Annotated in this window: 17 protein-coding genes; 8 read left to right on the forward strand and 9 right to left on the reverse strand. The window is 55.3% G+C overall.

From position 1 onward, the window contains the following. Window positions 1–2: 2 nt before the first annotated feature. The 3 genes from ssuD to ssuE are packed head-to-tail and all read right to left on the reverse strand — an operon-like array spanning window position 3 to window position 2690. Window positions 3–1148 carry an FMNH2-dependent alkanesulfonate monooxygenase gene (ssuD, locus tag LH86_RS12150; RefSeq protein ID WP_039301607.1) on the reverse strand — a complete coding sequence of 382 codons (1146 nt, stop codon included), beginning with the start codon at window positions 1146–1148 and terminating at the stop codon, window positions 3–5. Further along, window positions 1145–2122, reverse strand: coding sequence for a sulfonate ABC transporter substrate-binding protein (locus LH86_RS12155; RefSeq protein ID WP_039301610.1), 978 nt, complete (start codon window positions 2120–2122; stop codon window positions 1145–1147). Before LH86_RS12155 ends, ssuD begins: the two co-directional genes overlap by 4 nt. Next, window positions 2115–2690 (reverse strand): NADPH-dependent FMN reductase, encoded by a 576-nt coding sequence (gene ssuE, locus LH86_RS12160; protein WP_039301614.1) that lies wholly within the window; start codon window positions 2688–2690, stop codon window positions 2115–2117. Before ssuE ends, LH86_RS12155 begins: the two co-directional genes overlap by 8 nt. A gap of 247 nt (window positions 2691–2937) precedes the next feature. Here ssuE and pyrD point away from each other — a divergent pair, with 247 nt between their 5' ends. Together pyrD and zapC are read left to right on the forward strand one after the other, a co-directional pair. Further along, window positions 2938–3948, forward strand: coding sequence for a quinone-dependent dihydroorotate dehydrogenase (gene pyrD, locus LH86_RS12165; protein ID WP_039301617.1), 1011 nt, complete (start codon window positions 2938–2940; stop codon window positions 3946–3948). 153 nt (window positions 3949–4101) lie between these two features. After that, window positions 4102–4644, forward strand: a complete 543-nt coding sequence (gene zapC, locus LH86_RS12170) for a cell division protein ZapC (RefSeq protein WP_039291557.1) — start codon at window positions 4102–4104, stop codon at window positions 4642–4644. On the opposite strand, the gene LH86_RS12175 is transcribed toward zapC, so the two are convergent. After that, window positions 4641–5756, reverse strand: a complete 1116-nt coding sequence (locus LH86_RS12175) for a YcbX family protein (protein WP_039301620.1) — start codon at window positions 5754–5756, stop codon at window positions 4641–4643. The genes zapC and LH86_RS12175 overlap by 4 nt on opposite strands. A gap of 103 nt (window positions 5757–5859) precedes the next feature. On the opposite strand from LH86_RS12175, the gene rlmKL reads away from it, so the two are divergent. The 6 genes from rlmKL to rmf all read left to right on the forward strand — a co-directional run bounded on the left by rlmKL (window position 5860) and on the right by rmf (window position 13801). Beyond that, the gene (gene rlmKL / locus LH86_RS12180; protein ID WP_039301623.1) at window positions 5860–7983 is read left to right on the forward strand and encodes a bifunctional 23S rRNA (guanine(2069)-N(7))-methyltransferase RlmK/23S rRNA (guanine(2445)-N(2))-methyltransferase RlmL; all 2124 of its coding nucleotides are present in this window, start codon (window positions 5860–5862) and stop codon (window positions 7981–7983) included. A gap of 5 nt (window positions 7984–7988) precedes the next feature. Beyond that, window positions 7989–9896 carry an ABC transporter ATP-binding protein gene (locus tag LH86_RS12185; protein ID WP_008461239.1) on the forward strand — a complete coding sequence of 636 codons (1908 nt, stop codon included), beginning with the start codon at window positions 7989–7991 and terminating at the stop codon, window positions 9894–9896. Between the two features lie 16 nt (window positions 9897–9912). Beyond that, window positions 9913–11181 (forward strand): membrane integrity-associated transporter subunit PqiA, encoded by a 1269-nt coding sequence (gene pqiA, locus LH86_RS12190; RefSeq protein ID WP_039301627.1) that lies wholly within the window; start codon window positions 9913–9915, stop codon window positions 11179–11181. Then, complete coding sequence (gene pqiB / locus LH86_RS12195; protein ID WP_039301630.1) at window positions 11171–12811, forward strand: intermembrane transport protein PqiB; 1641 nt, start codon at window positions 11171–11173, stop codon at window positions 12809–12811. The genes pqiA and pqiB overlap by 11 nt, the downstream gene beginning before the upstream one ends. Further along, window positions 12808–13374, forward strand: a complete 567-nt coding sequence (pqiC, locus tag LH86_RS12200) for a membrane integrity-associated transporter subunit PqiC (RefSeq protein WP_008461243.1) — start codon at window positions 12808–12810, stop codon at window positions 13372–13374. The genes pqiB and pqiC overlap by 4 nt, the downstream gene beginning before the upstream one ends. A gap of 259 nt (window positions 13375–13633) precedes the next feature. After that, window positions 13634–13801, forward strand: coding sequence for a ribosome modulation factor (rmf, locus tag LH86_RS22095; protein WP_008461244.1), 168 nt, complete (start codon window positions 13634–13636; stop codon window positions 13799–13801). Window positions 13802–13872: 71 nt separating this feature from the next. Here the strand turns inward: rmf and LH86_RS12205 are convergent, their stop codons facing one another. The 5 genes from LH86_RS12205 to LH86_RS12225 form a co-directional block, all read right to left on the reverse strand. Beyond that, window positions 13873–14943, reverse strand: a complete 1071-nt coding sequence (locus LH86_RS12205; RefSeq protein WP_039301632.1) for an ABC transporter ATP-binding protein — start codon at window positions 14941–14943, stop codon at window positions 13873–13875. Next, a complete protein-coding gene (locus LH86_RS12210; RefSeq protein ID WP_008461246.1) occupies window positions 14936–16705 on the reverse strand; it encodes an ABC transporter permease in 1770 nt (589 codons plus the stop codon). Before LH86_RS12210 ends, LH86_RS12205 begins: the two co-directional genes overlap by 8 nt. Before the next feature lie 88 nt (window positions 16706–16793). Then, a complete protein-coding gene (locus LH86_RS12215; protein ID WP_039301635.1) occupies window positions 16794–17882 on the reverse strand; it encodes an ABC transporter substrate-binding protein in 1089 nt (362 codons plus the stop codon). Window positions 17883–18114: 232 nt separating this feature from the next. After that, window positions 18115–18633, reverse strand: coding sequence for a bifunctional 3-hydroxydecanoyl-ACP dehydratase/trans-2-decenoyl-ACP isomerase (gene fabA / locus LH86_RS12220; protein WP_008461248.1), 519 nt, complete (start codon window positions 18631–18633; stop codon window positions 18115–18117). A 68-nt stretch (window positions 18634–18701) separates the two neighbouring features. Next, window positions 18702–20456 (reverse strand): AAA family ATPase, encoded by a 1755-nt coding sequence (locus LH86_RS12225; protein WP_039306138.1) that lies wholly within the window; start codon window positions 20454–20456, stop codon window positions 18702–18704. Window positions 20457–20530: the final 74 nt, after the last annotated feature.

Genomic DNA, 20530 nt, shown 5'->3' on the forward strand with positions numbered 1-20530 from the left:
CCCTAGCTCTGCGCAACTTTACGCGGGATAAAATTGTTGGCGACAACTTCGCCTTTTTCCTGAACCTGGCGCGGCTGAGGAGTTTCTGGGATCGCCACGTCAAGGTGAGGGAACAGCAGTTCGCCTGCACGATAGGCTTCCTCCAGATGCGGATAGCCGGAAAGAATAAAGCTGTCGATCCCCAGGTCGGCGTACTCGTTTATGCGGGCCGCGACGGTGGGCCCATCGCCCACTAACGCGGTGCCAGCGCCGCCGCGAACCAGGCCGACACCGGCCCAAAGATTAGGGCTGATTTCCAGCTTGTCTCGCTTACCGCCGTGCAGGGCGGCCATGCGCTGCTGCCCGACGGAGTCGCTGCGGGCAAAAGCGGCCTGTGCTTTGGCAATGGTGATGTCATCGAGGTGAGAAATAAGCCGGTTTGCCGCCTGCCACGCTTCTTCGTTGGTTTCCCGCACAATAACGTGCAGGCGAATACCAAAGCGAACCTGCCGCCCCCTCGCTTCAGCTTTCGCCCGCACTTGCTCGATCTTTTCTTTTACCAGATGCGGAGGTTCGCCCCAGGTCAGGTAAAGGTCAACCTGCTCGGCTGCAAGATCCTGAGCAGCGTCGGACGATCCGCCAAAATAAAGCGGCGGGCGAGGTTGCTGCACTGGGGGATAAAGCAGCTTCGCGCCTTTGACCTGGATGTGTTTGCCGTCATAGTCGACGGTTTCGCCTTCGAGGACGCGCCGCCAGATGTGCGTAAACTCGGCGGAAGCTTCATAGCGCTCTTCATGGTCAAGAAATACCCCTTCTGCAGCCAGTTCCTCGGCGTCACCTCCTGTCACCAGGTTGAACAATGCCCGCCCGTTGGAAAGACGATCCAGCGTGGCGGCCTGGCGAGCGGCAAGAGTAGGGGAGACAACGCTCGGGCGCAGCGCGACCAGGAACTTAAGCCGCTGAGTGACCGGAATCATTGAGGCGGCGACCAGCCAGGCATCCTCACAGGAGCGCCCGGTCGGGATCAGCACGCCGGTGAAGCCGATGCGGTCTGCCGCCTGGGCGATTTGTTGCAGGTAACCATAGTCGACCGGACGTGCGCCCGTATCGCTGCCAAGATAGTGCCCATCACCGTGGGTAGGTAAGAACCAGAAAAGATTCAGACTCATGACTTAGCTCCTTGTGTCGTGCCGGCGGGCTGCCAGATGCGGGTTCGGATATCGACTTTCTTTGGAACAAGGCGATTTTCATAAAACAGGTCGGCGGTATTTTGCTGTTTGGCGGCCGTCGCTTCATTGACCGGCGTAATTTCTGAAGGAGGGCGATGGTCAAAGTAAGTGGCGATGACTGCTTCAGGCAGGCTCATCGTTTGGGCGAGCAAAGCAACGCTTGCTGCCCGCTGTGTGCGGGTGAGCGCGTCGGCATCGCTAAAGGTTTTCAGTACCTGTTGAAGAAACTGGCCGTTTGCTTCTGCATAAGGTCGGGAAGCTAAATAGAATGACCCGGTTTGATTCAGTTCGCTGCCGTCGGTTAAGACGCGAACGCCGCCGTTTAACAGCGCTGCCGAATAGTACGGATCCCAGATAGCCCAGGCATCGACGTTCCCCTGCTGAAAGGCCGCGCGGGCATCGGCGGGAGTCAGATAAGCGGGCTGAATATCGGAAAACTTAAGCCCGGCTTTTTGCAGCGCGCGCAGCACCAGGTTGTGTGAGCTGGAGCCTTTCTGGAAGGCAATCTTATGGCCTTTTAAATCCGCCACGGTTTTCAGGGGGCTATTTTCGGGGACCAGGATCACTTCCGCTTTAGGCTTCGGCGGCTCGGCGCCTACATACAGCAAGTCTGCCCCGGCGGCCTGCGCGAAAATAGGCGGTATGTCGCCCGTGCTGCCCAAATCGATGCTGCCGACGTTCAGCGCCTCCAGCATCTGTGGCCCGGCGGGAAACTCAATCCACGAGACTTTGGTGTTCGGGTACTGCTTCTCCAGGAGCTGGTGGCTTTTGGCTAACACCATACTGACGGAGCCTTTTTGGTAACCAATGCGCAGCTGTTCCGGGCTGCTGTCCGAGGCATTGCTGTAGGTTGAAAAGGCGAGCAGGCCGGCAAAAGCTAGCCACGGAGAACGGCGTTTGAGCAAATTAAACATGGCTCACCCCACGGGCGCTAAACGGCGAAGGCACCGCAAAGTCACGGCGGTGAAGCGCCTGCCAGAAGGTTTCCAGCGCTTCGTCCAGACGTTTTTGCAGGTTGGGCGTGAACTGAGGCTTGTGCTGGTAATCGGCTATCTGGCTGTCGTCGGCAAAAACGCCGTGCAGGATCTCCTGCGCTTTTAGCGCATTCAGCACCGGCTTAAGGGCATAGTCCACGGCGAGCATATGTGCCACGGTACCGCCGGTGGCGAGAGGCAGAATAACCTTCTTCTCTAAGGCGCGTTCGGGGAGCAAATCGAGCAGCGTTTTTAGCGCGCCTGAAAACGAGGCTTTGTAGACCGGCGTGGCGATAATCAGGCCGTCGGCGGTGCTGAGTTGTTCGGTGAGCGCCAGCAGCGCCGGGCTGTCGAACCTGGCGTAGAGCAAGTCCTCAGGTGCGAAATTCTGTAAGTGCCAGTGATAAACTTCAACATCGAGGGCGCTCAGCTTCTCCCGAGCATACTCCAGCAGCGAGCTGGAACGGGACGGGTAGCGAGGGCTTCCGGCCAGGGTAATCACACGCATCACGACTCCTTATAACTAATTGTTTGCTTTTATCTAACATTGATAACAATTAGCGTGATACTCGCAGAGATGATTTCCGTGGCTAAGTGATTTTTCCGGGATAGATTTGCGAAAAAGCGCATATTGCGCGCCGGAAAAGAAAACGTTTGCCTCTATTCAGGCTTTTTTGCGACAGGTCAATTCCAATCATCCCCCGGATCGTGAATAATAACGCCCCGGTCTGCACACCGGGAATCCAGGAGAGTTCATGTACTACCCCTTCGTTCGTAAAGCCCTTTTTCAGCTCGATCCAGAGCGCGCTCATGAGTTAACTTTTCAGCAATTACGCTTTGTCACCGGAACGCCGCTTGAGTGGCTGGTACGCCAGAACGTGCCGTCAAAACCTGTGACCTGCATGGGGTTAACGTTCAAGAATCCGCTGGGCTTAGCCGCGGGCCTGGATAAAAACGGGGAATGCATTGATGCCTTCGGGGCGATGGGCTTTGGCTCCATTGAGATTGGCACCGTGACGCCGCGTCCACAGCCGGGGAACGACAAGCCGCGTATCTTCCGTCTGGTGGAAGCCGAAGGGCTGATTAACCGAATGGGGTTTAATAATCTCGGGGTGGATAACCTGGTCGAAAACGTAAAAAAAGCGCATTTCGACGGCGTGCTCGGGATTAATATCGGCAAGAACAAAGATACCCCCGTTGAACAGGGGAAAGATGATTATCTGATCTGCATGGATAAAATTTATCCATATGCTGGCTATATTGCGATCAATATCTCATCACCGAATACGCCAGGGCTGCGTACCTTGCAATACGGCGAAGCGTTAGACGATCTTTTAAGCGCCATTAAAAATAAGCAACAAGCGCTGCAAGCGATCCACCATAAATATGTTCCCGTAGCAGTGAAGATCGCGCCGGATCTTTCTGAAGAGGAATTGATCCAGGTGGCGGACAGTTTAGTTCGCCATAATATCGACGGGGTCATTGCAACCAATACGACGCTAGACCGCAGCCTTGTCCAGGACATGAAGCATTGCGATGAAACCGGGGGCTTAAGCGGGCGTCCTGTCCAATTAAAAAGCACGGAAATTATTCGTCGTCTGTCTCAGGAATTAAATGGTCGGTTACCGATTATCGGTGTCGGCGGTATTGATTCAGTCATCGCTGCTCGTGAGAAGATGGCGGCGGGAGCTTCACTGGTTCAAATATACTCAGGTTTCATTTTTAAAGGCCCACCGCTGATTAAAGAAATCGTTACCCATCTCTGATCATTTACCTTTTACAGACAACCAGGGCTTTATTTTCAGCCCTGGTTGTTTTATATTCCGCTACTGTTGCTTATTTAAACATATTGGTCTTTTATTAATATGGTAAGAATTTGAGTGGCAATTCAGCAGCGGGATAAATGAAGGGTAAGCATTATGCGAATAAAACCGGACGATAACTGGCGTTGGTATTTCGATGAAGAGCACGATCGAATGATGCTCGATTTGGCCAATGGTATGCTTTTCCGTTCGCGCTTTCCTCGTAAAATGCTAACTCCAGATGCCTTTGAAAATTCAGGCTTTTGTGTTGATGATGCGGCGCTTTATTTCTCCTTTGAAGAAAAATGCCGTGATTTACCGTTAGGGAAAGAACAGCGTGCCGAGCTGGTGCTCAACGCCCTGGTGGCGATTCGCTTCCTCAAGCCGCAGATGCCAAAAAGCTGGCATTTTGTCTCCCACGGTGACTGTTGGCAGCCTGGTATCGGAGATGGTGCCTGTGTGTGGCTAAGTGAGAATATGCAGCAGGTGAACCTGCTGGTGGTGGAAACCGGTGATAATGCCGCTCTTTGCCTGCTTGCTCAGCAGGGGCTCACGTTAGCTGGCCGCACTATGCAGCTTGGGGATGCCATTAAAGTGATGAATGACCGACTGAAACCGCAGCCTTTAAGCAGCGGCCTCAGCCTCGATCAGGCCGTTTAGCGCGCCGCCACGCTCACATTCCCTGCGGGCACGCAGCTGCAGCATAAAATGGTGCCGTCCGCGCCAATCGCGCCTTTTTTCAACGCCTTCACTTCGCCATCCAGCAACCGAATCCGACAGCTTCCGCATATTCCGGCCCGGCAGGAATAGGGGACGCGGATCCCTTTGTTTTCCAGCTGTTCCAAAAGAATTTGTTGGTTATTGCCCTGGAACGTCGTGCCTTCCCAGTCAATATTGACGCTGCTTTCAGGCTGGCCTTGAGGTTTAATGCTTTCCACTACTTCACCTGGGCCATAAACATTCGCCGGCCTGTGGGCCAGGACTTCCAGTTCGTCACCTACGCGGATAACTCCGCTGTTGCGGGCAATTAAATTCTGACCAAAATCGACTGCGCCGCTATTATCCTGGGCGGTGCGGAAACCTTGCAGCGTTTTGAGCGGTTCTCCACTCGGATGTTTCAGGCCGCGCTCCGGGCTAACCGTCGTAAAAATACAGCGGCTGCAGGGTTTAGCCACGTCGAAAGTGACGCCGCCAATACGCACGATTTTCCAGGAATCTTCCGCCCATGCGGCAGCCCCGGTCACCACGATATTAGGGCGAAACTGGGTCATTTTAACGCTGGCAGGGCAGCGGTTTTGCAGGTCGCGCAGCGAAGCTTCATTGGTCAGCAAATAAGGGAAACCGTCGGCAAAAGAGAGCGGCACTTCTTCGTGGCGTTTCACCCGGCGGGTGGGCTGCTCGCCAACCCAGCGCAGCTGCACCGGGCGGGAGAAAAACCCGCTCAGCCACTGATTAATTTCATCGGGCGCAATGAGAGCGGTAAAGTGCGTGCCCCAGACCTCTGTCGGCTCCGGCGTTGCGGCGAAATCAGCAAAGCGGATGCTGGCCGAGCTGCCGTCCGGGGCGGATAAATAAAGGCCGTCATGCACGAATGCGGGAGTGAACAGGACCATCTGCGGATGCTGGCGGGCGGTAATAAAGGTGCCATCCAGCTCGGTAATCATAAAGATGCGGTCAAAGGCCAGGCCGCTGATAGTTGCCTGCGCGTGGGAGAGCGCCAGGCCGCGCATCGATTTTACCGGGTGAATAAAGAGTTGAGACAGAGTAATCACGGCGCCCTCCGTGGGAAGCAAATATAAGAGGGCAACTTTATGACATGCGTTGCGGATTAGCTATAATGCGCCACAATTTTCTTTTTACCTGATAAGTGACGATATGAATTCTCTGTTTGCCAGTACGGCGCGTGGGCTTGAAGAGCTGTTAAAAACTGAACTAGAAAACCTGGGGGCCCAGGGCTGCCAGGTGGTTCAGGGCGGCGTACATTTCCAGGGGGATACTCGTCTACTCTATCAAAGCCTGATGTGGAGCCGCCTGGCTTCGCGCATTTTGCTGCCGCTCAGCGAATGCAAAGTCTACAGCGATCTCGACCTTTATCTCGGCGTGATGGCGATCGACTGGCCGGCGCTGTTTGGGCCGGGTGCAACCTTTGCCGTGCACTTCAGTGGCCTGAACGAAACCATTCGCAACAGCCAGTACGGGGCGCTGAAGGTAAAGGATGCGATTGTTGACTCCTTCACCCGTAAAAACCTGCCGCGCCCGGATGTCGATCGCGAACAGCCGGACCTGCGCATTAACGTCTGGCTGAATAAAGATACCGCCAGCATCGCCCTGGATCTTAGCGGCGAAGGCCTGCACCAGCGCGGCTACCGCGATGCAACCGGTGCGGCTCCTATTAAAGAAACTCTGGCGGCGGCTATTGTGATGCGTTCCGGCTGGCAGCACGGCACCCCGCTGCTGGATCCTATGTGCGGTTCCGGCACGTTGCTGATTGAAGGGGCGATGATCGCCACCGATCGTGCGCCAGGCTTGCACCGTAAGCACTGGGGCTTCCTTAACTGGGCGAAGCATGATGCTGATGTCTGGAAAGAAGTGGTGACCGAAGCGCAGGTTCGCGCCCGTCGCGGCCTGACTGAATATCAGTCTCGCTTCTATGGTTCAGATAACGACAGTCGCGTGATTGAACGCGCCCGTGCCAACGCCCGCCGTGCGGGTCTGGCTGACGTTATCAGCTTCGACGTTAAGGATGTGGCGAACCTGACCAATCCGCTGCCGGAAGGCCCGGCGGGAACCGTTATCAGCAACCCGCCATACGGCGAACGTCTGGAAAGCGAGCCAGCGCTGATCGCCCTGCACAGCCTGCTGGGCCGCCACCTGAAAAACCAGTTTGGCGGCTGGCATCTGTCGCTGTTCAGCGCCTCGCCTGAACTGCTGAGCTGCCTGCAGCTGCGCGCCGACCGCCAGTTTAAAGCCAAAAACGGCCCGCTGGATTGTGTACAGAAAAACTATCAGCTGGCGGCTAATCCTGCCGGCGTTGCCTCGGCCAGCGGCCAGATTGCCGAAGATTACGCCAACCGCCTGCGTAAAAACGTCAAGAAACTCGACAAGTGGGCGCGTCAGGAAGGGATTGAATGTTATCGCCTGTACGACGGCGATCTACCTGATTACAACGTGGCGGTTGACCGCTACGGCGACTGGGTCGTGGTGCAGGAGTATGCGCCCCCGAAAACCATCGACCCAAACAAAGCCCGCCAGCGCCTGTTTGACGTCATCGCGGCAACGCTTGCGGTGCTCGAGCTGCCGACCAACAAGCTGGTGTTAAAAACCCGCGAACGTCAGAAAGGGAAAAGTCAGTACCAGAAAATGGGCGAAAAGGGTGATTTCATGGAAGTGAGCGAATATGACGCTCGCCTGTGGGTCAACCTGACCGACTATCTGGATACCGGCCTGTTCCTCGACCACCGTATTGCCCGCCGCATGCTGGGGCAGATGAGCAAAGGTAAAGACTTCCTGAACCTGTTTGCTTATACCGGGACAGCAACGGTACACGCGGGGCTGGGCGGCGCGAAAAGCACCACTACGGTAGATATGTCCCGCACCTATCTTGAGTGGGCAGAGCGCAACCTGCGCCTGAACGGCTTAACTGGCCGCGCCCACCGCCTGGTGCAGGCTGATTGCCTGGGCTGGCTGCGCGACAGCGACGAACAGTTCGATCTGATCTTTATTGACCCGCCGACGTTTTCTAACTCCAAGCGTATGGAAGACTCTTTCGACGTGCAGCGTGACCACATTGCGCTGATGAAAGATCTGAAGCGCCTGCTGCGTCGCGGCGGTACCATTATGTTCTCCAACAATAAACGTGGCTTCAAAATGGACTTCGCCGGTCTGGCGGAGCTGGGCCTGGTTGCACAGGAAATCACACAAAAAACGCAGTCGCAGGACTTTGCGCGCAACCGCCAGATCCATAACTGCTGGTTAGTCACTCACGAATCCCGGGATTAATAGTCATGTCATTAATTAGTATGCACGGTGCCTGGCTGTCGTTTAGCGACGCGCCGCTGTTAGATAACACTGAATTACATATCGAAGAAAACGAACGCGTTTGTCTGGTCGGCCGTAACGGCGCGGGCAAATCAACGCTGATGAAGATCCTCAACCGCGAAGTCCCGCTGGACGATGGTCGCATGGTTTATGAGCAGGATCTGATCGTCGCTCGCCTGCAGCAGGACCCGCCGCGTAACGTTGCGGGCACGGTGTATGACTTTGTGGCTGAAGGGGTGGAAGAGCAGGCGGAATACCTGAAGGCCTACCACGATATTTCCCACAAAGTAATGAGCGATCCGAGCGAGAAGAACCTCAACGAGATGGCTCGCATTCAGGAGATCCTCGATCATCAGGGTCTGTGGCAGCTCGACAGCCGTATTAACGAAGTGCTGGAGCAGCTTGGTCTGGAAGCGGATACCGAGCTTTCTGCGTTGTCCGGCGGCTGGCTGCGTAAAGCGGCACTGGGACGGGCGCTGGTCAGCTCTCCGCGCGTATTGCTGCTGGACGAACCGACTAACCACCTCGATATCGAAACCATCGACTGGCTGGAAGGATTCCTGAAAGAGTTCCAGGGCAGCATTATCTTTATCTCCCACGACCGTTCGTTTATCCGCAATATGGCTACCCGCATTGTCGATCTCGATCGTGGCAAGCTGGTCTCTTACCCTGGCGATTACGATCAGTATCTGCTGGCGAAAGAAGAAGCTCTGCGAGTGGAAGAGTTACAGAACGCTGAGTTTGACCGCAAGCTGGCGCAGGAAGAAGTGTGGATCCGCCAGGGCATCAAAGCGCGTCGTACCCGTAACGAAGGGCGTGTTCGTGCCCTGAAAGCGATGCGCCGCGAGCGCGGTGAGCGTCGTGAAGTGATGGGCAGCGCGAAGATGCAGGTGGAAGAAGCGAGCCGCTCAGGCAAAATTGTCTTCGAGATGGAAGACGTTAACTATCAGGTTGCCGGTAAAACGCTGGTGCGTGATTTTTCCGCGCAGGTGCTGCGTGGCGATAAAATCGCCCTGGTAGGGCCGAACGGCTGCGGCAAAACCACGCTGCTGAAGCTGATGCTGAGCCAGCTTCAGGCCGACAGCGGCCGCGTACACTGCGGCACCAAACTGGAAGTGGCCTACTTCGATCAGCACCGCGCCGAGCTGGATCCTGACCGTACCGTGATGGATAACCTGGCGGAAGGTAAGCAGGAAGTGATGGTGAACGGCAAGCCGCGCCATGTGCTGGGCTACCTGCAGGACTTCCTGTTCCATCCGAAACGCGCGATGACGCCGGTGCGTGCGCTTTCAGGTGGGGAACGTAACCGTCTGCTGCTGGCGCGTTTATTCTTAAAGCCAAGCAACCTGCTGATCCTCGATGAACCAACCAACGATCTGGACGTCGAAACCCTGGAGCTGCTGGAAGAGCTGATTGATGGCTACCAGGGCACCGTGATGCTGGTCAGCCACGATCGTCAGTTTGTCGACAATACCGTGACCGAATGCTGGATCTTCGAGGGCCAGGGCAAAATTGGCCGCTATGTCGGCGGTTACCATGATGCAAAAGGCCAGCAGGGTTCCGCTCAGCCGCTGCGTCAGGCTGCTGCGGCTAAATCCGAGAAGGTCGAATCGCAAAAAGCAGAACCTGTTAAACGTGCCAATAGCAAACTAAGCTATAACCTGCAGCGCGAATTAGAGCAGTTGCCTCAACGGCTTGAGCAGCTTGAAGCCGATTTAGGCACGCTGCAGGCGAAGGTTGCTGATGCTGATTTCTTCAACCAGCCGCATGATGTAACCCAAAAGGTTCTGGCGGAAATGGCCGCGGCTGAACAGGCTCTGGAAGAAGCATTTGAACGCTGGGAGTACCTGGAAGCGCTGAAAAACGGCTCGTAATCTAAGGAGAGTTACGATGTGTGCCACGCACCACCATCGCTCGCATATTCTGTGTCGACAATGTGATTTGCTGGTGGCGCTGCCCGCCCTGCAGGATGGCCACAAAGCCTCCTGCCCGCGCTGTGGCACTCCGTTGGTCACGCAGTGGTTTTTGCCGCGTCAGCGGCCAACGGCTTACGCTTTGGCGGGGCTGTTTATGCTGCTGCTGGCTAACCTGTTTCCTTTCATCAACATGAAGGTGGCCGGGATCAGCAGCGAAGTCACGCTGATGCAAATTCCCGGCGTGATGTTTTCTGAGGATTACGCCAGCCTCGGTACCTTCTTTCTGCTTTTTGTCCAGGCGGTGCCGGCTTTTTGCCTGATAACCATCCTGCTGTTGGTCAACCAGGCAAAATTGCCTTTTGGGCTTAAACGCTGGCTGGCGCGCGTGCTGTTCCAGTTGAAAAGCTGGGGCATGGCGGAAATCTTCCTCGCCGGGGTATTGGTTAGCTTCGTGAAGCTGATGGCCTATGGGGACATTGGCGTTGGCAGCAGCTTTATTCCCTGGTGCCTGTTCTGCATTTTGCAGCTTCGAGCTTTCCAGTGCGTGGACCGGCGCTGGCTTTGGGATGACATTGCGCCTATGCCGCCGGTACACCAACCGCTAAAAGTCGGCGTGTCGGGCATGAAACAGGGGTTGCGCTCATGCTCTTGTTGTACGGCTATCGTTGAGGCGGATACGCTGGTCTGCCCACGCTGCGGGACACACGGTCACGTTCGCCGCAGGCACAGCCTGCAGTGGACGCTGGCGCTGCTGGTCACCTCCATTATGCTTTATCTGCCGGCAAACATTTTGCCGATCATGGTCACCGAAATGCTGGGCAGCAAATATCCTTCCACTATTTTAGCCGGGGTGATCCTGCTCTGGAGTGAAGGATCTTATCCGGTGGCAATGGTGATTTTTATCGCCAGTATTATGGTGCCCACGCTAAAAATGATCGCTATCGCCTGGCTGTGCTGGGATGCAAAAGGGCACGGCAGGCGTGACAGCGAGCGAATGCACCTGATTTATGAAGTTGTTGAGTTTGTCGGCCGCTGGTCGATGATCGACGTGTTTGTGATTGCCGTTCTCTCCGCGCTGGTGCGCATGGGCGGGCTGATGAATATCTACCCGGCTATGGGAGCGTTAATGTTTGCGTGTGTGGTGATTTTGACGATGTTTGCTGCGATGACCTTTGACCCTCGCTTGTCCTGGGATCGCGCTGACGATGTAACTGATGAGGAGTCTTCCGAACATGGAAAATAAGCACGGCGAGGCGAAAGTGCAGAAGGTAAAAAACTGGTCGCCGGTTTGGATCTTTCCCATCGTAACGGCGCTGATTGGCGCCTGGATCCTGTTTTATCACTACAGCCACCAGGGGCCGGAAGTGACCCTGATCACCGCCAACGCAGAAGGGATTGAGGGTGGTAAAACCACCATCAAAAGCCGCAGCGTAGACGTCGGGGTGGTGGAAAGCGCACAGCTAACGGACGATCTACACCATGTAGAAATCAAGGCACGGCTAAATTCCGGGATGGAGAAGCTACTGCACAAAGATTCCGTGTTCTGGGTGGTCAAACCGCAGGTGGGGCGCGAAGGCATCTCCGGGCTCGGCACGCTGCTGTCCGGCGCCTATATTGAGCTGCAGCCGGGGACCAAAGGTGAACAGCCTGAGAATTATGCTTTGCTGGATGCTCCGCCGCTGGCACCACCTGATGCCAAAGGCATTCGCATTACGCTCGACAGTAAAAAAGCGGGCCAGCTTACTCCTGGGGATCCAGTGCTGTTCCGCGGCTACCGCGTAGGCTCGGTGGAAACCAGCACCTTTGATACCAATAAGCGAGCGATTAGCTACCAGCTGTTTATTGCGGCGCCAAATGACAGGCTGATTACCAGCAACGTCCGTTTCTGGAAAGATAGCGGCATCGCCGTGGATATGTCCGCCCAGGGGATGCGCGTGGAGATGGGGTCGTTAACCACACTGTTTAGCGGGGGCGTTAGCTTCGACGTGCCTGAAGGCTGGGAGTGGGGCAAGCCGGTTGAGACGGGCGCTGACTTCCAGCTGTTCGACGATCAGAAAAGCATTCAGGATTCGCTGTATACCAACCATATCGATTACCTGATGTTCTTCAAAGATTCTGTCCGTGGCCTGCAGCCAGGTGCGCCGGTGGAATTCCGCGGCATTCGCCTGGGGACGGTGGCACAGGTTCCGTTCTTCAACGATAAAATGCGTCAAAGCCTGAATGACGATTTCCGCATTCCGGTGCTGATCCGCATTGAGCCGGAACGTCTGAAAAATATGCTCGAAGATGGCGCGGATATTTCGACCAATCTGCAGGTATTGATCAAGCGTGGACTGCGTGCCTCGATGAAAACCGGGAGTCTGGTGACCGGGGCGCTGTTTATCGATCTCGATTTCTATCCGAAAGAGAAAGCGCTGGGCGATCTGCCTCAAATTGCGGGCTACCCGCTTATTCCAACGGTGAGCGGCGGCCTGGCGCAAATTCAGCAAAAACTGCTGGAGACGCTGGATAAAATCAACAACCTGCCGATTAACCCGATGCTGGAACAGGCCACGAATACGCTGGCTGAAAGCCAGAAAACCATGCGCCACCTGCAGCAGACGCTGGACAATCTGAACAAGATTACTTCCAGCCAGTCAATGCAGCAGCTACCGGAAGATATGCAGAAAACGCTTCGCGAGCTGAACCGCAGTATGCAGGGCTTCCAGCCTGGCTCTGCGGCCTATAACAAGATGGTGGCGGATATGCAGCGTCTTGATCAGGTGCTGCGCGAGCTGCAGCCGGTATTGCGCACGCTGAACGACAAGAGCAACTCGCTGATATTTGAAGCGAAGGATAAAAAGGATCCGCAGCCGAAGAGGGCACAACCATGAAAAAGTGGCTCACGCTAGCCGCCGTCTTAGCGCTTTCCGCCTGTAGCGGGAGCGACAATGGCAAGACGTACTATCAGTTGCCGCAAACTTCACAGCCTGCTATGCAGGCCGTGAGCCAGCCTGGAAGCCACTTACTGTGGGTCGATCAGGTCACCGTGCCTGATTTCCTGGCCGGTACAGGGGTGGTTTATCAGACGACCGATGTGCAGTATGTTATTGCCACCAGCAACCTCTGGGCCAGCCCGCTTGACCAGCAGCTGCGCAATGCGTTGGTCAGTAACCTCAGCAGCGCGTTGCCAGGCTGGGTGGTTGCCTCCCAGCCCCTGGGCCACGATCAGGATGCGCTGAGCGTGAATGTGACCGGCTTCCACGGCCGTTACGATGGCAAGGTCATTGTCAGCGGAGAGTGGCTCCTGAAGCGCCAGGGCGAGATTATTAAGCGCCCGTTCCATATCGAACTGAAGCAGCAGGATGACGGCTACGATGCCATGGTGAAAACCCTGGCTCAGGGCTGGCAGCAGGAAGCGAAGAGTATTGCTTCGGCGCTCACACGTCTTAATTGATAGGTAAAATGATTGGTACGAAAAAGCTGCGATTTTCACCTTCGGGTGGTCGCAGCTTTTCTTTTTTGCTGAACCGGTTAGCCGCAGAGGAGTCTCAGTTTTTGTCGAAAAGATAACCAGAATATCGCGGAAATATGACATTGGCGTGAATTTTGCGCATTGACGGTCACTGAATTTCGCGTTATTGCTTATCCGTGGTTGCACATTTTGTAATCACTGTTTTCTTTTCCACCAGACAATGTAATGAGGGAAACGAGGCATGAAGAGACAAAAACGAGATCGCCTGGAACGGGCACATCAACGTGGTTATCAGGCAGGTATCGCCGGACGCTCAAAAGAGATTTGTCCATATCAGACTCTGAATCAGAGGTCCTACTGGATGGGAGGCTGGCGAGAAGCCATGGAAGACAGGGCGGTTACTGCGTAATCACTGTCTCTTTAGAAAAAGAAACCTCCGCATCGCGGAGGTTTCGCCTTTTTGGACCTGTGTAAAACCGATCAGGGTTTAGGGAAAATCCAGACGTGCTGCTCTGGCAACTGAAGATGATGCGGCTGAGCATCACGCATATCATTGCCGTAGGCGCGAATCACGAAATCATCTCCGGAGGTGCGGAAGAGGTATTCCCAGCGGTCACCGAGGTACATACTAGTTAGCAACGGCAGCGTCATGCCGTTTTCCCCCGGCAGATCGGCAATGCGTACGCGCTCCACACGAATCACCGCCGTGCCTTCCTGCCCGGCCACTACGCCAGCCCCAGCTTTGCCCCAGAGCGCCCAGCCGCTGCCCTCAATGCGTGCTTTACCGTCGCGAACCTCAGTCACTTTACCGTTCAGGCGGTTATTACTGCCCATAAACTCGGCGGTGAACAACGTTTGCGGTGAGCCATACATCTCCTGCGGCGTGCCCTGTTGCTCGATTTTGCCGTTATTCAGCAGCAGGATACGGTCAGAAATGGCCATCGCTTCGTTCTGATCGTGGGTGACCATTAACGCCGACAGGCCGAGCTTGATAATCAGTTCCCTCAGGAAGACTCGGGCTTCTTCGCGCAGCTTCGCATCCAGGTTAGAAAGCGGCTCATCCAGCAAAATCACCGGCGGGTTATAAACCAGCGCGCGGCCAATCGCGACGCGCTGCTGCTGCCCACCGGATAGCTGATAAGGGTGGCGCTGGCCGAGGTGTCCAAGACCCAGCTGATCCAAAACGGCCTGTACGCGCTGGTTGATTTCCGCCGTCGCTACTTTACGCAGCTTGAGCGGGTAAGCGACGTTTTCAAAGACGGTTTTATGCGGCCACAGGGCATAAGACTGAAAGACCAGCCCGAGATTACGTTCTTCAGCCGGGATCTCTTTGCGGGATGCGCCGTCGTAAACGTTGCTTTTGCCGATAACAATGATGCCCTGAGTAGGTTTTTCCAGCCCGGCGACGGCGCGCAGCAGCGTCGTTTTGCCGCTGCCGGAAGGGCCAAGCAGAGACACGACTTCACCGCGTTTCAGCTCCATCGAAACGCCTTTCAGCACGGGGTTGTCGCCGTAGGTTAAGTGCAGGTTCTCGACCGATAACTCAATCATGTAATTTCACTCCAAAACGAAGGGCAATGCCGAGCCCTAACACCACGAACAGAATATTAATAAAGGAAAGAGCGGCGACAATATCGATGGCGCCTGCGGCCCATAGGGAAACCAGCATGGAACCGATGGTTTCCGTACCGGGGGAAAGCAGGTAGACGCCGGTGGAATATTCGCGCTCAAAGATCAGGAACATCAGCAGCCAGGAGCCAATCAGGCCGTAACGCGACAGCGGGATGGTGACGTGACGGGTAATCTGCCCGCGGCTTGCCCCGGTGCTGCGGGCGGCCTCTTCCAGCTCCGGCCCAACCTGCAGCAGGGTAGATGAGATAAGACGCAGGCCATAGGCCATCCACACGACGGTATAGGCCAGCCAGACGCTGAATATTGTGCTGCGCAGCGAGCGTAGCCAGACGATAAGATTATCCCGCAGCCACTGGGACCACGGCATACCGGAAAGCCAGCCGGACTTCAGAGCGTTATCCAGCCACATCGGCAGGAATAAAAACACCCACAGGAAGGCCAGACCGGCCAGCAGGCCAGGCACGGCACGAGGTACCAGTACGCTGTAGTCCAGGAAGCGGGTCACGTTGTCTGGCTTTCTGTGCATGGCGATGCCGATAAACAGGTAGCAAACCACCGCCAGCGCGCCGCCGATGACCCCGATCGCCATTGAGTTGACGATGGCCCGCAGCAGGTTGGGCTGTTCCCAGATAGTACGGAAGGTATTGAGCGACAGCTCATCCCACAGTGAAACGCCCACGCCCCAGTTGGAGATAAACGAGCGCAGGATAACGCCGATCAGCGGCACGCCGATGGTGACGGTCAGCCAGAACGCCACTACCGCGCCTGCAACCCAGCGCCATTTACCCAGCGGCAAGGCGCGAGCCTGAGAGGCTTTGCCTTTGACGGTGACAAAGCGGTTTGCCGTGCGCATCAGGCGGCGCTGCAGCATGACCAGCGGGATAGTGATACAAATCAGCACCACGGCGACGGCAGCCATCAGATGATAGGACGGCGTCCCAAGTTTATTGGTGAGCTTGTAGAGATAAGTCGCCAGCACCATGTTGCCTTCCGGGTCGCCCAGCACGAGCATCAGACCGAAAACTTCCAGCCCGAGGAAGAACAGCAACACGGTGGCATAAAGCATTGCCGGGCGCACCATCGGCAGGCTGACGGCGGTCATCACCTGAAGCGGCGTTGCGCCAGCGGTACGGGCGGCTTCTTCTACGTCGGAACCTACGCTGCGCAGCGCCGAGGAGATGTACAGATAGGCGTGGGGAACATGCGTCAGGCCTGCGATCACCACGATGCTCGACATGTCGTAGATATTCCACGGCACGAAGCCAAGAAGCGACTGCGCCCATAGGGAAAAGAAGCCAACCGGACCTGCGGCCACCACGTAGCCGAAGCCCAATACCATCGGCGACACAAAGATAGGCACCAGAATCAGCGGCTCAATGATGCGTCTGCCCGGCAGGTCAGTACGCACCATCAGGAAAGCCAGAATGCCGCCCAGCGGGATGGCAATCACCACCAGGCCAAAGGCCAGAATAAAGCCGCTCTTTAGCGCCAGGTAAAAATCAGAGTCGGTGAAGATAAATTCAAAAGATTCGAGGCTCCACTCCTTCGATGGGGAGAAGAAGGGGGCCGAGAGAAAACTCTGTATAACGATAAACGACAGCGGAATATAGATAACCAGCGCAGTTATCAGCACCACAATGCCGCGCGGCAGGCTTTGCCACTTTCTGCGTAATGCATCCATGTAACGATCCCTCAGGTCAGTTAGCCTGAATAGCCTAATGTGTTCGGGTTAAGCGAGGCGCAGCCGGGCGGCGCGCCTCATCAAAGGATTATTTCGAGGCGGCTTCGCGCCACTGTTTGATGTAGTCCAGGCGCTTTTTCTGCTGCAGGTATTCCAGCAGGGTTTCATCCACCGGAATCGGCTTCAGGGCGTTGCCGAGTTTTTTGGTCATGCCGTCGATGTCGTTGTCACCGTCGATATCATTACGGATGGAAGGAATATCCGCCTGATTAGCGAGGATGTTTTGCCCTTTTTCAGACAGCACGTAGTCGATCCACAGCTTTGCTGCGTTGCTGTTTTTTGCTTCATTGCTGATAAAGGAAACGCGTGACAGCACCAGGGTGTAGTCCTTCGGATAAGCAATGCCGAGGGAAGTGTCCGTTTTGGCGCGAGCTTCGGCGTAGGAGCCCAGAATGTTGAAGCCAATCAGGTTTTCACCCGAGGAGACTCGCTCCATCATCGTGCCGGTCGAGGACTGAACCGAAAGGCCGCCTTTGGCTACTTCTGCGAGAGTCTGGAAGTAATTTGGATCGGCCTTGTGATCCTGTACCGAAAGCATAAAGCCGAGACCGGATTTTTCAATATCGTAGGTAGTGACTTTTTTGCTGAATTTTTCGGGCTGGCTGGCGATAAGTTTGGCCAATGCTGCATGGCTGTCAGGCACTTCATTGGCCGGGATCAGGCGTTTGTTGTAGATAAAAATCACCGGCTCATAGGTGGTGCCGTAGGCCTTGTCTTTCCAGACTGCCCACTTCGGCAACTGGCCTTGCTCAGGGGATTTGTATTCCTGGGCATAGTCGGTGGCGAGCTTTAATGCCGTGTCCATGGAGGAACTCCAGACCACGTCACCGCTGGTACCGCCGGCGGCCTGCTCGCTGATATAACGGTTGTACAGCTCGGTGCTGTTCATGTCGTTATATTCTACTTTGATGCCCGGATATGCGGCCTCAAAACCCTGAATAAGCGGGGCCGCGGTTTTGGTGTCGGTGGTGGAGTAGAGCACCACTTTGCCTTCTTTGGTCGCGGCATCGATGATTTTTTGATAATCCGCCGGGTAGCCCTGAGGCACGGCAGAAAACGCGGAGGTAGAGAGCAGCACGGCAGAAGCAAGGCAAGATATACGTAACTTATTCGACATTATTGTTAACCTCTAGTTACATTTGAGAAACTAAAAATCAACATAACGCATAACGTTTTTCAGACAAGAGGGGGCGTTTTTTATCTTCACGATTTGTGATTTCGAACGTTGTTTAAGCAATTAACGCCATAAAAACCACGGCAAGAAAGCGTCACTCAGGCGGACGACAGAAACAAAAAAGCACCCACTGCGAACAATGAGTGCTTTCGAGGTGAAGCCAGATACAGCGGTATTAGAAAGCAGAGGTGTCTTTGAAAAGACCTACTTTCAGGTCGGTTGCGGTGTAGATCACACGGCCATCAACCAGCACTTCACCGTCAGCCAGGCCCATGATCAGGCGGCGATTCACGACGCGTTTGAAGTGAATGCGGTAGGTGACTTTCTTCGCGGTAGGGAGAACCTGACCGGTAAATTTCACTTCGCCCACGCCCAGCGCGCGGCCTTTGCCTTCGCCACCGAGCCAGCCGAGGTAGAAACCAACCAGTTGCCACATGGCATCAAGGCCCAGGCAACCAGGCATCACTGGGTCGCCAATGAAGTGGCAACCAAAGAACCACAGGTCAGGGTTAATATCCAGCTCGGCTTCCACGTAACCTTTGTCAAAGTTACCGCCGTCCTCGGTCATCTTGACTACGCGGTCCATCATCAGCATGGAAGGTGCAGGTAACTGCGGGCCTTCAGCCCCAAACAGTTCGCCACGCCCTGAGGCAAGAAGATCTTCTTTCGTATAGGATTCGCGTTTATCTACCATGTCTACAGTAAGCCTTTTTATAATGAAGCACGCAGGTTAGCTAACACGTGTACGCTCAACAAGTCCGATCAGTTGTGGTTGAACCAGTTGAGCCAGCGTAGCGGCCACGGAAAGCGCTGGCGAACATCCGGCGCCGACGCCTGAGCAATACGCTCCTGCACCGCACGCATCAGGGTGTTTTGCCCTTCGCCATCCCACGGGAGATTGGTTAATAACGGCAGGGCATCAGCCACGTCGTCAATTGCCCAAATCGAGAATTTATCTTGCTCGACGGCCTCCAGGACATCTTTATGCAGCGACAGGTGACGCACGTTCGCCAGAGGAATAATAACGCCCTGGGCGCCGCTAAACTCACGCTGCTGACAAATGCGGAAAAAACCTTCTATTTTTTCATTCAGCCCGCCAACGGGCTGTACGCGGCCGAACTGATCCACAGAGCCGGTGATCGCGATGTGCTGATAAATCGGGACGTTGGCCAGGGCACTTATCAGGGCGCAAAGCTCAGCCATGGAGGCGCTGTCGCCGTCCACTTCGCTGTAGGATTGCTCGAAGGTAAGGGACGCTGAAAACGGGATTTGTTGGTCAAGCTGCAGCTCTGACATCAGAAATGCCTGCATGATCATCATCCCTTTGGCGTGAATGTTGCCGCCAAGTTCGGCCTTGCGCTCTACGTCCGTAAACTCCCCGTCACCGACGTGAACCACGCAGCTAATACGGGAAGGTTCACCAAAGGCCCGTGGATGACCAGGGAATTCAATGACCGACAGCGCGTTAATCTGGCCAATCATTTCGCCTTCGGTTTCAATCAGGATTTGCTCCATCAGGATTTCATCCTGCATGCGCTCGGCCAGGAAACCTTCGCGCCATTCACGCTGGTCGAGCATTTGTTGGAGCTGTTCGGCGTTAAAGCTGCCTTCTTCAGTAAACGGCGCGACTTCACGCAGCTGGCGTGAAATCCAGGAAGGGCAGAGCGGCAGCATTTCCTGATCGCCCGTGTAGCGGACGGCCTCACGAATCAGCGGTTGCCAGGCATCAGCGGCAGGTGCAGGCAATGACTTCTCAGCGGCAATGGCATAGATCCACTGACACCAAAGCGCCATTTCATCGGCAGAAGCAATTTGCAGATTATCTTCAAATTCACTGTAGATAGCGGCTGCAGCCAGATCCATCTCCATTTCCTGGAAATCAGCCAGCGAGTCACGCTCGCCAACCAGGACGAGTTTGAAGTCCAACGCTAATGACGGGATTTTTACCGGCAGCGGGCGAGTTTCGTCAGGTGAAATCCAGTCGAAACGGCCCTGAGTCATGATTTGTTTCAGGCGCAGCCACAGCAGCGGCTGGGCAAGGACGCTACGCATCGACAACACCAGCACGCCGCCGTTCACGCGATGGATCAGGCCGGGTTCCAGCGACACCTCGCCAGCAAACTGCCGCACGCAGCCGAACAGTTGCTCCGGCTCAACCCAGTCAGCGGCAATGACTTCTCGGCTTGACGCAAAGTTATCGTCAGCGTTCTCGGCCGGGCGCAGGGTGACCCGGCTACCTTCAATGAGATAATGTCCGCCGATGATTTCTTCGGCTTCATCATGGGATGCTTCAACGGCCGCGGCGATAAGATCCAGATACTCTTGTTCTTCCGGGGCTTTTATCAGCATCAGATCGACGGAAGAAACGGAAAGGTTGAGTTGCTCAATCCCGTAAACTAAACGAGGTTGAACCGCAGAGAGAGGGGCAGAGTCGGTATCATAAGGCTGTGCAAAAATTTCCTGATAGCTTTCGGTATCAGGCACCAGGGCACGCCAGTCAAGTCGATTAGTCGTCAAAGTCGCTATATTTTTTAATGAGATGTCAAAGGCGCGATTATACAAGAATCGCTCGGGTAGCACACGGATAAAGC

Origin of the sequence: Cedecea neteri (assembly GCF_000758325.1) — a bacterium.
GTDB lineage: Bacteria > Pseudomonadota > Gammaproteobacteria > Enterobacterales > Enterobacteriaceae > Cedecea > Cedecea neteri_B.

Excerpts from the sequence above, each read along its gene's own strand:
- ssuD (WP_039301607.1), bottom strand. The coding sequence starts at position 1,148 with ATGAGTCTGAATCTTTTCTGGTTCTTACCTACCCACGGTGATGGGCAC.
- LH86_RS12155 (WP_039301610.1), bottom strand. The coding sequence starts at position 2,122 with ATGTTTAATTTGCTCAAACGCCGTTCTCCGTGGCTAGCTTTTGCCGGC.
- ssuE (WP_039301614.1), bottom strand. The coding sequence starts at position 2,690 with ATGCGTGTGATTACCCTGGCCGGAAGCCCTCGCTACCCGTCCCGTTCC.
- pyrD (WP_039301617.1), top strand. The coding sequence starts at position 2,938 with ATGTACTACCCCTTCGTTCGTAAAGCCCTTTTTCAGCTCGATCCAGAG.
- zapC (WP_039291557.1), top strand. The coding sequence starts at position 4,102 with ATGCGAATAAAACCGGACGATAACTGGCGTTGGTATTTCGATGAAGAG.
- rlmKL (WP_039301623.1), top strand. The coding sequence starts at position 5,860 with ATGAATTCTCTGTTTGCCAGTACGGCGCGTGGGCTTGAAGAGCTGTTA.
- LH86_RS12185 (WP_008461239.1), top strand. The coding sequence starts at position 7,989 with ATGTCATTAATTAGTATGCACGGTGCCTGGCTGTCGTTTAGCGACGCG.
- pqiA (WP_039301627.1), top strand. The coding sequence starts at position 9,913 with ATGTGTGCCACGCACCACCATCGCTCGCATATTCTGTGTCGACAATGT.
- pqiB (WP_039301630.1), top strand. The coding sequence starts at position 11,171 with ATGGAAAATAAGCACGGCGAGGCGAAAGTGCAGAAGGTAAAAAACTGG.
- pqiC (WP_008461243.1), top strand. The coding sequence starts at position 12,808 with ATGAAAAAGTGGCTCACGCTAGCCGCCGTCTTAGCGCTTTCCGCCTGT.
- rmf (WP_008461244.1), top strand. The coding sequence starts at position 13,634 with ATGAAGAGACAAAAACGAGATCGCCTGGAACGGGCACATCAACGTGGT.
- LH86_RS12205 (WP_039301632.1), bottom strand. The coding sequence starts at position 14,943 with ATGATTGAGTTATCGGTCGAGAACCTGCACTTAACCTACGGCGACAAC.
- LH86_RS12210 (WP_008461246.1), bottom strand. The coding sequence starts at position 16,705 with ATGGATGCATTACGCAGAAAGTGGCAAAGCCTGCCGCGCGGCATTGTG.
- LH86_RS12215 (WP_039301635.1), bottom strand. The coding sequence starts at position 17,882 with ATGTCGAATAAGTTACGTATATCTTGCCTTGCTTCTGCCGTGCTGCTC.
- fabA (WP_008461248.1), bottom strand. The coding sequence starts at position 18,633 with ATGGTAGATAAACGCGAATCCTATACGAAAGAAGATCTTCTTGCCTCA.